A 13524-nucleotide genomic window follows, 5' to 3' on the forward strand; every position below is an offset into this window, starting at 1 on the left:
AGTGCTATCAAATTTATAGTTTCTAGCACGCTTGGAGTTCAATTTGGAGTCGTTGTCGAGAGCGCTTGCTCGATCGCTGCCAGTAAAGCCTCCGGCGGCTGCGCGCCCGACACACCAAACTTGCGGTTGAGGATAAAAAATGGCACGCCGCTTATGCCGATACGGCGCAGCTCTGCGTCTTGAGCGGCGGCTTCCTCGTGGGCGGCTGTGTTGGTCAGCACGGCGTTCGCGGCTTCTGCTGGCATGCCTGCTTCGGTGGCAATCTTCAGTAGCGTGGCATCTTGCGTCAGGTCTGCGCCTTCGCAGAAATAGGCTTTCATGAAGGCTTCTTTGAGCTGGGCTTGGAGCGCGGCTGTTTCATCGGCTTGCAATGCGGCGGCGAGCAGGGCGTGGGCACGCAAGGTGTTCGGTTGGCGCTGGATGGCGCTGAAGTTGAAATCCAGGCCTTCTTTTTTCCCTTCGCCGCGCACGCGTTCGTAAACGCCTCCACCGTCAGATGTGCCGAATTTGCGTTGCAAGTAATCTGCGCGGCTCATACCAGCTTGAGGCATATCGGGGTTGAGCTGGAAGGGAAGCCAGCTGACTTGCGGCTTGGGCTGATCGGGATGCGAAGCAGCGAAGAGAGCAAGGGCAGCTTCCATGCGGCGCTTACCGATGTAGCACCAAGGACAAACGATGTCGCTGACGATTTCTAGTTGGATGGGTGAGGTGCTCATAGTTACTATCAAAAGAATAGCTGCTTGCGCAGATTCTACGCCGGCGATAGGCCGATTTGGCTTATAAAACGCTGATCAAAGCGCACTCAAGGCATGATACGCCCGATCACGCGAAGTTGTTTGCCGCTGCGTTCCAACACAACGCCTTCGCCCGATTGCGGGAAGATTTCTGTGAGCTGGGTGATGTTGACTTGATGCGTGACGACGACCAGAGCGCCAGGGCCACGCCAATTGAGTAGCAGCGCGCTTGCGGCGGCGGTTTGCGCTGGCTCGGTGCTGCGGTCGCTGAAAAATGAATTGAAAGCGGGCTCGGGTTTGAGAGCCTTGCCTTGTAAATCAGGGAAGGCAAGCTGCGCGGTATCTCGGGTACGGCACCATTCGGAATGCCAGACAGCTTGCACTTTCACGCCGCGCTCGCGCAAGGTTTGCCCGATGCGCTGAGCTTGCACTTTGCCTTCTTCGCTGAGGTTGCGCTGCGTGCTGCAATCGCCGGCCTTGAATCCGGGCGGATCGCCGCCGCCGGGCGCAAGGGCATGCCGAAAGAGCACGATAGCACCTGGTTTTTTCAAGGCTGCCCAAGCGGCATCGTCTGCCAAGCTCATGGCGGGCAGCAAAGCGCATGTTGCGCTCGCTAAGAGAAATCGACGATCCATCACAAGCTCCTTGCGCAACGAAAACCGATATAAACCACGGCGGTGTCAGAAGGTTTGGTTTGCAAATGATCGCGGTGCATTTGCGAAGCGCCATACCACCATGAGCCGCCGCGCGTGGGGCGCGCTGACTCGCTGCCACCCTCAGTCCACTCCCAAGCATTGCCGCCCATCTCGTGCAAGCCGTTCACGCCAGCGCGTGTGCTGCCTGTGAGCGCATGGCCACGCCCGCGTGAGGTCATGGCGGGGTTGGCGTAGGCGGCGGGAGTTTGAACAGAGCCGCAATCGCCGATGCAATTGGCGCCTTGTGGGCTGCTGCCAGTGGGGTAGGGGTAGGTTTGGCCTGTGGCAAAGCCTGCAGGCGGCGAAGCGCGGCGCTCTGTGTAGGCGGCTTCCATCCATTCGGCATCTGTGGGCAAGCGTTTGCCAGCCCATTGGCAATAGGCTTTGGCTTCGCTGAAGGTGATGTGAACGGCAGGCTCTTTACTGCTAGTCGGCAGGCCAAACGGCATGCGCCATGTCCAGCCCTTGCGTTGCACCCAGCCGCCTTCGTAGGTGCTCCCGCCGCCAGCTTTCTCTGCTGCTGTGACGAAGCCTGTGGCTTGCGAATAGCGGGCGAATTGCTCAATACTGACTTCGGTTTTGTCGATTGCAAAGCCGCGGATGGGCTGCATGTCCTCTGCTTGAGCTAAGGCTAAACCGGGAATGCACAAGGCAAGAAAGATGCGATTCATGGGTGTATTTTGAGCATGCATCATTAACCCTGCTTGCGGCTTGGCATGCAAACTGTGGCGACAATGCTATTAAGTTTTGTAAAAATTTATCGCCGCCCCACAGGAGAAGCAGATGCATCTGTTTGCACAACTCGCATTCAGCAGCGGATATACACCTTCTCGCCGCTATCTTGCGAGCATGACACAACTGATCACTCGATATGCCCCGGCTTTCTTGCACCCAGCCGCCCGTATGCTCGGGCGCGGCTTCACGCTCTTATTCATGCTTTTGGCCTTGATCAGTATCGGTATGGTGGCCTGCGGAGGCGGAGGAGCCAATGAGCCAGCGCCGCTGGTGCAAAGCCAGCCCGTCACAACACCCGTGATCACGCCGGCCCCTGGCACTTCAGGCACGCCGGCCGCCGTGATGCTCACCACCACCTTCACTTTGCAGGTCACCGAGCTCAACACCACCCTCGTCAGCCCTTGGGGCCTTGCCTTTTTGCCAGATGGCCGCATGCTCGTGACGGAAAAAGGCGGCACATTGAAATTGCTTGCAGCCAATGGCAGCACGGTCGGCACGGTCAGTGGTGTGCCAGCGGTCAACAGCGCCGGGCAGGGTGGTTTACTGGATGTGGTGATTGATCCGCAATATGCCAGCAATCAACGTATCTACATGACGTTTTCTGAGAACGACAGCAGCAATGCCAGCATCAACAGCACAGCCGTCGTGCGGGCTAAGCTCGATACCAATGCGCGCAGTTTGAGCGATGTGACTGTGATTTACCGCCAAATGCCCAAAGTCACTTCTAGCGGGCATTACGGCTCGCGTTTGGTATTTGATAAAAACGGCTACCTCTTCGTGGCTTTGGGCGACAGGCAAAACAATAGCGAACGCGTGCACGCGCAAGATCTCACACGCGGCCATGGCAAAGTGATGCGCATCACCACTGAGGGTATGCCTGCGCCTGGTAATCCCAGCTTTGCAACAGCTGGCGCTCAAGGCGCGATCTGGAGCTACGGCCACCGCAACCCACAAGGCGCAGCCCTGCACCCCACCACAGGCGAGCTTTGGGTCAGCGAGCATGGCCCGCAAGGTGGCGATGAGCTCAATCGCGCAGAAAGCGGCAAAAACTACGGCTGGCCCGTTATCAGCTATGGCCAAGAATACGGCAGCACCACACAGGTGGGCGAAGGCACAGCCAAAGCCGGCATGGAGCAGCCGGTGAGCTACTGGCTCACACGCGATGGCAGCCCGTACACAGGCGGCTCCAAATCATCGATGGCACCGGCTGGCTTGGCTTTCTACAGCGGTGATAAATTTCCCGAATACAGCGGTAATTTGTTCAGCGGCGCACTGGCTGGTACAGCGCTCTGGCGTGTGGTGCTCAGCAGCGATGGCAAAAGCGAAATCTTCCGGGAGCGCCTGCTCGCTAGCCGAGGCGAACGCATTCGCGATGTGCGCCAAGGCACAGATGGCTGGATATACATGCTGGCAGACAGCGGCAAGCTGATACGGGTGTCTCGTTAAATTGGCTGTGCTCTGTTGCTGAAAATCGCTCGAAGCTCGTCTATAATATTGATCTTCGGAGTGTGGCGCAGTCTGGTAGCGCACCTGGTTTGGGACCAGGGGGTCCAAGGTTCGAATCCTTGTACTCCGACCAAGATCAAATCAAGAGTTTATCTTGATTCAGACGCCTCGCATTCACCCGTTTGCGGGGCGTTTTGTTTTGTGTGATGCACAAACTGTCCGTAGCTCAGTTGGATAGAGCAACAGCCTTCTAAGCTGTGGGTCGGGGGTTCGATCCCCTCCGGGCAGGCCAATTCAGAAAAATTGATGCGCTTGTTTGTAGTGCGCGAGACTTTACGCAGCCTGTTGTTCAGCGCGTTTGAGCAAATTCCTGATGCCCCACATTGAATTGCGGTGTACGCACACGCGATTCACGTTTGCGATGCGCAGTTTCGGGCTGCTCGAGACTGGGCTCGGGAGGCGCAGTTTGAATAATGTTTTGTGCGTGTGAGCCTTTGGGGCCATCGGTGAGATCAAAGCTCACGCGTGCACCTTGCTTGAGAGTTTTGTAGCCCTCCATGGCAATGGCCGAGAAATGAATGAACACATCTGTGCCGCCCGCATCAGGCGTGATGAATCCAAAGCCTTTGGAGTCATTGAACCATTTCACGATACCTGTCGCCATGAGTAATTCCTTGTTCAGCAATCCGTGTTGTGTCATCGAATAGACCGGATTGTCAGCTCAGTTTGAGGGCTATTCTGCTTTTTGTCAAATAATTGTCTAGCTGTTTTATTATTTTAATATAGACAAAGCTTTGTGCTAGACAAGGATGCGGTTTTATCAGCTTTGTCTTGGTGTGATCAGATTTGTCCAGGAGAAAACAGTATTCGTCTCATACTTGAAAGCGAATCTGTGGCTCTTGTAATTTCATGGCGCGCCTTAAAATCTATTCCATTACTTTAATTTTTCACATCAGGATTCCCATTGGCCACTGAAAACCCACCGCGCCCACCTCAAGCGCCTCGTGCCAAGCCCATTCAAGAGGATGATGGCGGCGCAGTGGTGCTTGAGCGTAAGCCCGAGAAAACCAAGCCGCCACAGATGTACCAAGTGGTGCTGCTCAATGACGATTACACGCCCATGGAATTCGTGGTGGCAGTCATCCAAGAGTTTTTCAACAAAGACCGTGAAACTGCGACTCAGATCATGCTCAAAATCCACATGGAGGGTAAGGGCGTGTGCGGCGTATTTAGCAAAGACGTTGCCGCCACCAAAGTGGATCGCGTGATGGAGGCTGCACAAAAATCGGGTCATCCCTTGCAATGTGTCAGTGAGCCCACAGCTTGAAATATGTTCTGCAAAGCAAGGATTTTTGCCTCAGAATGAAGCTACAGATTAACGACGAAAGCCTACAGGAATTCTTATGATCGCTCAAGAACTTGAAGTCAGTTTGCACATGGCCTTTGTCGAAGCGCGCCAGCAGCGCCACGAGTTCATCACCGTGGAGCATTTGCTGCTCGCCTTGCTGGATAACCCCAGCGCCGCCGAAGTTTTGCGCGCCTGCGCCGCCAACATCGATGAGCTGCGCAAATCGCTCACCACCTTTATCAAAGACAACACACCGCAAGTGGCAGGCAGCGAAGAGGTGGACACACAGCCCACGCTCGGCTTCCAGCGCGTGATCCAGCGCGCCATCATGCATGTGCAGAGCACGGGCAATGGCAAGAAGGAAGTCACGGGTGCGAATGTGCTCGTGGCCATCTTCGGCGAGAAAGATTCGCATGCTGTTTACTATCTCCATCAGCAGGGCGTGACTCGCTTGGATGTGGTTAATTTCATTGCTCACGGCATCAAGAAAACCGATCCCCCAGAGCCAGCGAAAGCGGGCGATGGTGCAGGCGAGGGTGGGGAAGAGCGTGAAGAGAAAGCTGAGAAGGCTTCTCCACTAGAGCAATACACGCAAAACCTCAACCAGATGGCCAAAGATGGAAAAATTGATCCGCTGATTGGCCGTGAATACGAGGTCGAGCGCGCGATTCAAATTCTCTGCCGCCGCAGGAAAAATAATCCTTTACTCGTGGGCGAAGCTGGTGTGGGTAAAACGGCGATTGCCGAAGGCCTCGCATGGCGCATCACGCAAAAAGATGTGCCTGAAATCTTGGCCGAGTCGATTGTGTATTCACTCGACATGGGCGCATTGCTTGCTGGCACGAAATACCGAGGCGATTTTGAGCAGCGCTTGAAAGGCGTGCTCAAGAGCTTGAAAGACAAGCCCAATGCCGTGCTGTTCATTGACGAAATTCATACGTTGATCGGCGCAGGCGCTGCATCTGGCGGCACGCTGGATGCATCGAACTTGCTCAAGCCAGCTTTGTCGAACGGCTCGCTCAAATGCATTGGCGCTACGACCTTCACTGAGTATCGCGGCATCTTCGAGAAAGACGCAGCTCTTTCACGCCGCTTCCAGAAGATCGATGTGGTGGAGCCAACTGTTGAGCAAACCGTTGAAATCCTCAAAGGCTTGAAGAGCCGCTTCGAAGAGCACCACAGCGTGAAGTTCGCCGCGAGCGCCTTGGTTGCCGCTGCCGAGCTCTCCTCCAAATACATCAACGATCGCCACTTGCCCGATAAAGCAATTGATGTGATCGATGAAGCGGGCGCAGCCCAGCGCATCTTACCTGCGAGCAAACGCAAGAAGATCATCAGCAAATCCGAAGTGGAAGACATCGTGGCCAAGATCGCGCGCATCCCTCCTGCGAGCGTGAGCAATGATGATCGCAGCAAGCTCAAGAACATTGAGCGCGATTTGAAGAATGTGGTGTTCGGCCAAGATGCCGCGCTCGAAGCTTTGGCTGCTGCCGTGAAAATGGCACGCTCAGGCCTCGGCCGTGCAGACAAGCCGATTGGCGCTTTCCTCTTCTCCGGCCCCACCGGCGTAGGCAAGACAGAAGCCGCCAAGCAGCTGGCCAACATCATGGGCATTGATCTGATTCGCTTCGATATGAGCGAATACATGGAGCGCCATGCTGTGAGCCGCCTCATCGGCGCGCCTCCGGGCTATGTGGGCTTTGATCAGGGCGGATTGCTCACAGAAGCCATCACCAAGAAGCCACATGCTGTGTTGCTGCTCGATGAAATCGAGAAAGCGCATCCTGATATCTTCAACGTGCTCCTGCAAGTGATGGATCACGGCACGCTCACGGATAACAACGGCCGCAAAGCCGATTTCCGCAACACCATCATCATCATGACGACCAATGCCGGCGCCGAGACGATGAACAAATCCACGATTGGTTTCACCAACTCGCGCCAGCAAGGCGATGAGATGGCCGATATCAAACGCTTGTTCACGCCAGAGTTCCGCAACCGTTTGGATGCGATGGTCAGCTTCAAGCCGATCAATGAAGACGTGATCCTGCGCGTGGTGGATAAATTCTTGCTCCAGCTTGAAACGCAGCTCGATCAGAAAAAAGTCGATGTCACTTTCACAGACGCTCTGCGCAAGCATCTCGCCAAGAAAGGCTTCGATCCGCTCATGGGCGCACGCCCGATGCAGCGCTTGATCCAAGACACGATTCGCAAAGCGCTCGCTGATGAGTTGCTCTTCGGCAAACTCGTTGACGGCGGTATTGTTACCGTCGATATGGATTCGGAAGACAAGATCAGCTTGAACATTCAGCCACTGCCTAAGAAGGAAGGTAAGCCGAAGGCTGAAGCGGAGGAAGTCGCCACGGATTGATGTTGCGTCTTTTGATATGAAATGAACAGCCTGCCTTCACCACGCAGGCTGTTTTCTATTGCACGTATTCGCTACTATTTCAATAGCATTTCGCGCAGTATCTATACCGGCTATAGGTCAATTCGACTTATAAAACAATGATTAAACAATCGCAGCTATCGTGAGCCTGAGCGTAGTTTGCGATACACCGTTGCGCGGCTGATACCCAGCTTCTCGGCTGCGGCAGCCACATTGCCTTTGAGTTGAGCGACGGTATCTCGGATCACATCGACCTCATGCGCTTTGAGCGCGCCTACGCTATGACGTACGCGTGTATCGACAACGGAGGAGGTGGTTTTCGGGGCGAGCTTGCCGCTGCGGCTGGTGCGCAGCTCGACTTGCAGGCCGCTCCATAGCGGCACTTCAAGTGCAGCCTGCCCAAGCTGTGCATCAAACAAGCGTCTCCAATCGGTGGCGAATACATCGCTGGCGTGAGAGGCGCTCGCTAGTTCAGACACTCCGAGCATCTGCCGCGCTGTGCGGTTCATCGCGCAGATTTGGCCGTCTTCGCCCAAGCAGAGTAAGCCCTCGGCCTCGCGCCCGAGTGCGTCTGCGCCTGCCCAGCGCAGGTGGGCGACGAGGGTGTGTGGGTTGGCGAGCACGAGCTGGTTTTCAATGCGGCGAGCTGCGCTGCTCACGCGGTGAATCAACTCGGGGCGCTCTTGTACTTCAATACCTGTGACATCAAGCATGCCCGCGCAGCGGCCCGCGCCATCAAAAATCGGCGAGCCCGCGCAGGAATATGCACTGGTGTCTTCAAAGAAATGTTCGCCACGATGCAGCCACACATCGGCTTGCTCGGCAAGTGCTGCGCCAATGGCGGTAGTGCCTACAGCGCGTTCAGATAAATCTACGCCTTCGCGGGTGATCAGCGTCGCGCGGCGGTCTTGAGAATCAATTTGTCCGCTGCTCGCCACCACCACGCCTTGCGCGTTGGTGAGAATGGCGAAATAACGAATCGGCGCAATGGCTTGCCCTAGTTGCAGCAGAGTGCTTTGCGCGGCTTGCGCAAGCTGCCGATTGGCCTCGCGCGTGCGGCGTTGCATCGCACTGCTGATCACATCAAATGCCACTCTCCGCTGCGGTTCATGCCCAGCTTCGATACATCGCCGCCAAGAAGCCGCAATCCAATCATGCACCGCGACTTGCCCACGCTTGCCGCCGAGCAACACATTGCGCGATTGCGTGATGAGATCAAGTCGAGTCGATGAAGAGGAGGGCATTTGCATGACAGTCATAGTAGCCAGCATTTTTGTGTCATTTTGAGAATAAATGAAATGCTGCGCCGCACACAAGGGTATACCTCAGGTGCTGTTCTGTCCAGTTGCCCAACAATGATTGGTGAAGTTACAGGCAAAGCTTTGGCCTTTCAGAGCACATACCCACAGGAGAATTTCATGCAAAAGATGTTGCACATCAACCCGGATAAATGCACGGGCTGCTTGCAGTGCGAAATGGCTTGTTCGTTTGAGAACTACGGCACTTATGCCACCAGTAAATCGCGCATCAAGGTGTTTGACTTTCATCACACCGGCAAGAAAGTGCCCTACACCTGCACGCAATGCGATGAAGCTTGGTGCTTGCATGCTTGCCCGGTAGAGGCCATCACGATTGACAAAGCCACAGGCGCGAAAGTGGTCAACGAATCCACCTGCGTGGGCTGCAAAGTCTGCACGATTGCCTGCCCATTTGGCACGATCAACTATGTGCAAGAGACTGGCAAGGTGCAAAAGTGCGATCTCTGCGGCGGCGAGCCAGCTTGCGCAGAAGCCTGCCCCACACAGGCCATAACCTTCGTGGATGCCAACTGGACGGGCATCGACAAAATGAAATCTTGGGCAGACAAATTAGGCAATCAGCCTTCTGCCTCCTAATTCCATAAACCCACAGGAGAAACATCATGTCTTGGGCTGGAAAAATCCTTCGCGTTAACCTCACCGCTGGCACAGTGAAATCTGAGCCGCTTAATAGCAACTGGGCGCGCGCCTACATCGGCTCGCGCGGCCTCGCCGCCAAATACCTCACCACCGAGGTCAACCCCAAAGTTGATCCGCTGTCACCCGACAACAAAATCTATTTCACCACCGGCCCACTCACAGGCACGATGGCCTCCACCGGCGGGCGCTATACCGTCTCCACCAAGAGCCCGCTCACCGGCGCAATTGCTTGCTCCAATTCCGGCGGCTACTGGGGCGCAGAGCTCAAGATGGCAGGCTGGGATATGGTCGCTATCGAAGGCAAATCAGCCAAGCCGGTGTATCTCTATATCAACGACGATGTGGCCGAGCTGCGCGATGCTTCGCATCTGTGGGGCAAGAGCGTTTTTGAAACCGAAGGCACGCTGAAGAAGAGCCTGCAAGATCCGCTTACCCGCGTTTGCAGCATCGGCAAAGCCGGAGAAAACGGCGTGCTCTTTGCCGCCGTGGTGAATGATCTGCACCGCGCTGCTGGCCGCTCAGGCGTAGGCACGGTGATGGGCAGCAAAAATCTCAAAGCCATTGCCGTGCGCGGTACCAAGGGCGTGGGCAATATCCGCGATCCGAAGGCTTTCATGAAAGTCACTTTCGAGAAGAAGAAAATTCTTGCCGAAAACGCCGTTACTGGCCAAGGCCTGCCAACGTATGGCACGCAAGTGCTCATGAACGTGATTAACGAAGTGGGTGCGCTGCCAACGCGTAATCACAAAAACAACCAGTTCGAAGGCGCAAAAGACATTTCCGCCGAAGCCATGGCCACACCGCGCCCCACCGATGGCAAAAAACCTTTGGTGACCAATCAAGCCTGCTTCGGCTGCACCATCGCCTGCGGCCGCATTCAAACGATCGACAAAGACCACTTCACCGTACAAAACAAGCCGCAATACTGGGGCGCTTCTGGCGGCTTGGAATACGAAGCCGCTTGGGCGCTCGGCGCGGCCAATGGCGTGAACGATCTGGATGCACTGCAATATGCCAACGTGATCTGCAACGAAGAGGGCATTGACCCGATCAGTTTCGGCGCAACTGTAGGCGCTGTGATGGAGCTTTACGAAATGGGCGTGCTCACCAAAGAGCAGCTCGGCATCGAAGCGCCTTTCGGCTCAGCGCGCGCATTGGCTTTCTTCGCGGATGAAACCGTGAACGGTCGTGGCTTCGGCAAAGAAATTGGCCAAGGCTCCAAGCGCCTCACCGCAAAGTTTGGCCACCCAGAGCTTTCCATGAGCAGCAAAGGCCAAGAGTTCCCAGCGTATGACGGGCGCGGCATTCAAGGCATCGGCCTCGCTTACGCCACCAGCAATCGCGGCGGCTGCCATCTGCGTGGCTACACCATCGCATCAGAAGTGCTCGGCATTCCTGTGAAGACCGATCCGCTCGAGCACGAAGGCAAGCCAGAGCTTGTGAAAGCTTTCCAAGATGCCACAGCCGCTTTCGATTCATCAGGCCTTTGCGTCTTCACCACCTTCGCTTGGGGCCTGGCCGATCTCGCGCCGCAAATGCAAGCCGCTTGCGATGCGGAATACACCACCGAAGAGCTAGAAAAAATCGGCGAGCGCATCTGGAACATGGAGCGCGAATTCAACAACGCCGCAGGCTTCACCAAGGCTGATGACTCCTTGCCCAAACGCCTGCTCACCGAGCCCGCCACCAGCGGCCCCACCAAAGGCAAAGTCAACGAACTGGCCAAGATGCTGCCTAAGTACTACGAAGTGCGCGGCTGGGATCCAGAAGGCCGGCCAACGGCGAAGACGAAAGAGCGGCTGGGTTTGTAGTCTTCTTTTGGTTGGCATCTTTGGGTGTTGACCAAGAGAACGCAAAAGGCGCAAAACCACGCAAAAGACGCAAAAAAAATCCTTGCGGGTTTTCTTTTGCGTCTTTTGCGTTTCTTCTGCGAATTTTGCGTTCCTCTCTCTCTAAATCACTATTTACTTTAAGAAGAGGCAAACAATGCACCACATCATCATCGGCGCAGGCCCAGCGGGCGTGATTGCTGCGGAGACGATTCGTAAGCAAGCGCCGCAAGACGAGATCACCCTGATTGGCGATGAAAAAGAAGCGCCATATTCGCGCATGGCCATTCCGTATCTCTTGGTGGGCAACGTTCAAGAGCAGGGCACTTATCTGCGCAAGAGCCCCACGCATTACCAAGATTTAAAGATAAATCGAGTTGTCGCCGGCGTGAAATCTGTGCAGGTTGCTACCAAAAAGATAGTAATGGATGATGGTAAGCAGCTCGGTTTTGACACGCTGCTGATTGCCACCGGCTCACACCCCATCAAACCTCCTGTGCCCGGCATTGATTCAGCCGGCGTATACAACTGCTGGACGCTAGAAGACGCGCGCAGCATCATGAAGCTGGCCAAGCCTGGCGCGAAGGTCTTGCAGCTCGGCGCAGGCTTCATTGGCTGCATCATCATGGAAGCGCTGGCCGCGCGGGGTGTGCAGCTCAGCGTCGTGGAGATGGGAGACCGCATGGTGCCGCGCATGATGGGGCCCACGGCTGGTGGCATGATCAGCGAATGGGTGCAATCAAAAGGCGTGAAGGTTTACACAGGCACGCGCGTAGAAGCCATCACGCCCGGCACGCCACTTAAAGTCAAGCTCTCCAATGGCTCCACGATGGACGCTGATTTGGTCATCAGCGCAGCAGGCGTGCGTCCTGCGATTGGCTTTTTAGAAGGCAGCGGCATCACTTGCTTGCTCGGCGTGTTGACAGATGAGCACTTGCAAACCAATGTGCCCGGTATCTTTGCCGCAGGCGATTGCGCGGAGGCATTCGACAAAGTGAGCGGCAAAACCATCGTGAGCGCCATTCAACCCAATGCCGCTGAGCAGGCGAGGGTGGCTGCGCTCAACATGGTCGCGCATGCGCGTGGCCGCAAGGCGCAAGCCAATCTACGCGGCGTCACGCAGATTAACGTGCTGGACACATTGGGCATGATCTCCACCAGCTTCGGCGATTGGCAAGGCCGCACCGGTGGCGAGCATGTCGAGATCACCGATGCCGCCAAAGGCCGCCACCTCAGCCTGCAATTCCAAGGAGATGTGCTCGTGGGCTGCAACAGCGTCGGCTATACCGAGCATGTGGGCGCGATGCGCGGCTTGGTGGAAGGGCAGATACGCATGGGCGATTGGAAAGATAAACTCAAAAAAGACCCCACCCAACTCATGGCCGCCTACATCGCCACGGCGCAAGGGCAGAACGAGTGGAGTGGGGCTGCGGATGTTTCTCGGCGCGGACGTTAACGATTGATCGATTTGAGTAAAACGCAGCAGTATTTTTGAACGCAAAAAGCGCAACAATGACGCAAAAGCCGCAAAAAAAAGAAAAATCAAATTTGGTTGTTTCTTTTCTGCGGCTTTTGCGTACTTTTGCGAATTTTGCGTTCAAAAGGACATTGGTTCGCCAGAAGCGCATCATTAAACTAAGCATTCATGAAAATCACCCTCAAGCTCTTCGCCTCCCTCACCGACTATCTGCCCCCCGATGCCCGCCGCAGCAACATCGTCGAGCTAGAAGTCGATTCAGGCGCAAGCATCCTGCAAATCATCGAGCCCTTCGGCCTCCCCATGAAGCTCGTCCATCTCGTCCTCGTCAACGGCCACTACATCAACCCAGAAGACCGCGCCACCCGCAGCTTGGTAGAAGGCGACGTACTCGCCATCTGGCCACCCATCGCAGGCGGCTAATAAGCCACCGTTCGCTCTGATGTCGAAGCCTCTACGTGCGCCAGTGTAAGAATCCACCCGTAGCTACTACTAATTTCATAGCGCTACGCGCAATATTCTTCCCGGCTACTTGCCATTTTTCTCTTAAAAACCCATGCAAAGCCACTACCCAGCTCAGTTCGACCGAGAAATGGGCTGCACAGAAACCGAATGGCTAGGCTGGCTCCCGGAAGCCATGGGAAACGTCGCGTGGCAACAAACCCCCAACAGCGCCCATGCCCAACTAGGCACAGGTAGCCTAGACATTTTTTGGCAAACCGGAGAACCCCGCCGAATCGCCCTCATCAGCATGCCCCGCCTGCTGGTGAAGTTTCGCTTTGAAGGCCTGAATGACGATCAGCGCTACACCTTCATGAAGCGCTTTGATCTCTATATGCAGCGGGGCGGTGGATAGCAGAGAAATAGTCCTCACTCGATCAAGTCATCAGTTTTTGGGATGCACTTCAATGCC

12 protein-coding genes, 2 tRNA genes and 1 pseudogene are annotated in these 13524 nt (G+C 55.6%); 10 read left to right on the plus strand and 5 right to left on the minus strand.

Features of this window, described 5'->3' with window-relative positions; genetic code table 11:
* Positions 1–38: 38 nt before the first annotated feature.
* The 3 genes from KIH26_RS06765 to KIH26_RS06775 all read right to left on the minus strand — a co-directional run bounded on the left by KIH26_RS06765 (position 39) and on the right by KIH26_RS06775 (position 2100).
* On the minus strand, positions 39–716 hold the full coding sequence (locus KIH26_RS06765; protein WP_213443636.1) for a DsbA family oxidoreductase: 678 nt from the start codon (positions 714–716) through the stop codon (positions 39–41).
* A gap of 86 nt (positions 717–802) precedes the next feature.
* A complete protein-coding gene (locus tag KIH26_RS06770; RefSeq protein ID WP_213443637.1) occupies positions 803–1369 on the minus strand; it encodes a histidine phosphatase family protein in 567 nt (188 codons plus the stop codon).
* The gene (locus KIH26_RS06775) at positions 1369–2100 is read right to left on the minus strand and encodes a formylglycine-generating enzyme family protein (protein ID WP_249660984.1); all 732 of its coding nucleotides are present in this window, start codon (positions 2098–2100) and stop codon (positions 1369–1371) included. Before KIH26_RS06775 ends, KIH26_RS06770 begins: the two co-directional genes overlap by 1 nt.
* A 178-nt stretch (positions 2101–2278) precedes the next feature.
* On the opposite strand from KIH26_RS06775, the gene KIH26_RS06780 reads away from it, so the two are divergent.
* The 3 genes from KIH26_RS06780 to KIH26_RS06790 all read left to right on the plus strand — a co-directional run bounded on the left by KIH26_RS06780 (position 2279) and on the right by KIH26_RS06790 (position 3902).
* Positions 2279–3610 (plus strand): PQQ-dependent sugar dehydrogenase, encoded by a 1332-nt coding sequence (locus KIH26_RS06780; protein ID WP_249660985.1) that lies wholly within the window; start codon positions 2279–2281, stop codon positions 3608–3610.
* A 56-nt stretch (positions 3611–3666) separates the two neighbouring features.
* A tRNA-Pro gene (locus KIH26_RS06785) sits at positions 3667–3743 on the plus strand.
* 82 nt (positions 3744–3825) lie between these two features.
* Positions 3826–3902 (plus strand) — tRNA-Arg (locus tag KIH26_RS06790).
* Positions 3903–4082: 180 nt separating this feature from the next.
* On the opposite strand, the pseudogene KIH26_RS16985 reads toward KIH26_RS06790, so the two are convergent.
* Positions 4083–4274 (minus strand): annotated as a pseudogene (locus tag KIH26_RS16985) (cold-shock protein); the annotation flags it as partial.
* A 300-nt stretch (positions 4275–4574) separates the two neighbouring features.
* Between KIH26_RS16985 and clpS the strand changes: the two are divergent.
* Positions 4575–4937, plus strand: a complete 363-nt coding sequence (gene clpS, locus KIH26_RS06800; protein ID WP_249660987.1) for an ATP-dependent Clp protease adapter ClpS — start codon at positions 4575–4577, stop codon at positions 4935–4937.
* Between the two features lie 76 nt (positions 4938–5013).
* A complete protein-coding gene (gene clpA, locus KIH26_RS06805) occupies positions 5014–7329 on the plus strand; it encodes an ATP-dependent Clp protease ATP-binding subunit ClpA (protein WP_213443639.1) in 2316 nt (771 codons plus the stop codon).
* Between the two features lie 155 nt (positions 7330–7484).
* On the opposite strand, the gene KIH26_RS06810 is transcribed toward clpA, so the two are convergent.
* On the minus strand, positions 7485–8606 hold the full coding sequence (locus tag KIH26_RS06810; RefSeq protein WP_249660988.1) for a helix-turn-helix domain-containing protein: 1122 nt from the start codon (positions 8604–8606) through the stop codon (positions 7485–7487).
* Positions 8607–8765: 159 nt separating this feature from the next.
* On the opposite strand from KIH26_RS06810, the gene KIH26_RS06815 reads away from it, so the two are divergent.
* From KIH26_RS06815 to KIH26_RS06835, 5 genes are all read left to right on the plus strand, one after another.
* On the plus strand, positions 8766–9242 hold the full coding sequence (locus tag KIH26_RS06815) for a 4Fe-4S dicluster domain-containing protein (RefSeq protein WP_213443641.1): 477 nt from the start codon (positions 8766–8768) through the stop codon (positions 9240–9242).
* Between the two features lie 26 nt (positions 9243–9268).
* Positions 9269–11116, plus strand: a complete 1848-nt coding sequence (locus KIH26_RS06820; protein ID WP_213443642.1) for an aldehyde ferredoxin oxidoreductase family protein — start codon at positions 9269–9271, stop codon at positions 11114–11116.
* A 175-nt stretch (positions 11117–11291) separates the two neighbouring features.
* Positions 11292–12590 carry an NAD(P)/FAD-dependent oxidoreductase gene (locus tag KIH26_RS06825; protein WP_213443643.1) on the plus strand — a complete coding sequence of 433 codons (1299 nt, stop codon included), beginning with the start codon at positions 11292–11294 and terminating at the stop codon, positions 12588–12590.
* A gap of 189 nt (positions 12591–12779) precedes the next feature.
* Positions 12780–13034, plus strand: coding sequence for a sulfur carrier protein ThiS (gene thiS, locus KIH26_RS06830; protein ID WP_213443644.1), 255 nt, complete (start codon positions 12780–12782; stop codon positions 13032–13034).
* Between the two features lie 133 nt (positions 13035–13167).
* Positions 13168–13467 (plus strand): hypothetical protein, encoded by a 300-nt coding sequence (locus KIH26_RS06835; protein WP_213443646.1) that lies wholly within the window; start codon positions 13168–13170, stop codon positions 13465–13467.
* Positions 13468–13524 lie beyond the last annotated feature (57 nt).

It is taken from the genome of Variovorax sp. PCZ-1 (assembly GCF_018413605.1).
In the GTDB taxonomy this organism is placed as follows: Bacteria; Pseudomonadota; Gammaproteobacteria; order Burkholderiales; family Burkholderiaceae_C; genus JANMDU01.

Excerpts from the sequence above, each read along its gene's own strand:
- KIH26_RS06765 (WP_213443636.1), bottom strand. The coding sequence starts at position 716 with ATGAGCACCTCACCCATCCAACTAGAAATCGTCAGCGACATCGTTTGT.
- KIH26_RS06770 (WP_213443637.1), bottom strand. The coding sequence starts at position 1,369 with ATGGATCGTCGATTTCTCTTAGCGAGCGCAACATGCGCTTTGCTGCCC.
- KIH26_RS06775 (WP_249660984.1), bottom strand. The coding sequence starts at position 2,100 with ATGAATCGCATCTTTCTTGCCTTGTGCATTCCCGGTTTAGCCTTAGCT.
- KIH26_RS06780 (WP_249660985.1), top strand. The coding sequence starts at position 2,279 with ATGACACAACTGATCACTCGATATGCCCCGGCTTTCTTGCACCCAGCC.
- clpA (WP_213443639.1), top strand. The coding sequence starts at position 5,014 with ATGATCGCTCAAGAACTTGAAGTCAGTTTGCACATGGCCTTTGTCGAA.
- KIH26_RS06810 (WP_249660988.1), bottom strand. The coding sequence starts at position 8,606 with ATGACTGTCATGCAAATGCCCTCCTCTTCATCGACTCGACTTGATCTC.
- KIH26_RS06815 (WP_213443641.1), top strand. The coding sequence starts at position 8,766 with ATGCAAAAGATGTTGCACATCAACCCGGATAAATGCACGGGCTGCTTG.
- KIH26_RS06820 (WP_213443642.1), top strand. The coding sequence starts at position 9,269 with ATGTCTTGGGCTGGAAAAATCCTTCGCGTTAACCTCACCGCTGGCACA.
- KIH26_RS06825 (WP_213443643.1), top strand. The coding sequence starts at position 11,292 with ATGCACCACATCATCATCGGCGCAGGCCCAGCGGGCGTGATTGCTGCG.
- thiS (WP_213443644.1), top strand. The coding sequence starts at position 12,780 with ATGAAAATCACCCTCAAGCTCTTCGCCTCCCTCACCGACTATCTGCCC.
- KIH26_RS06835 (WP_213443646.1), top strand. The coding sequence starts at position 13,168 with ATGCAAAGCCACTACCCAGCTCAGTTCGACCGAGAAATGGGCTGCACA.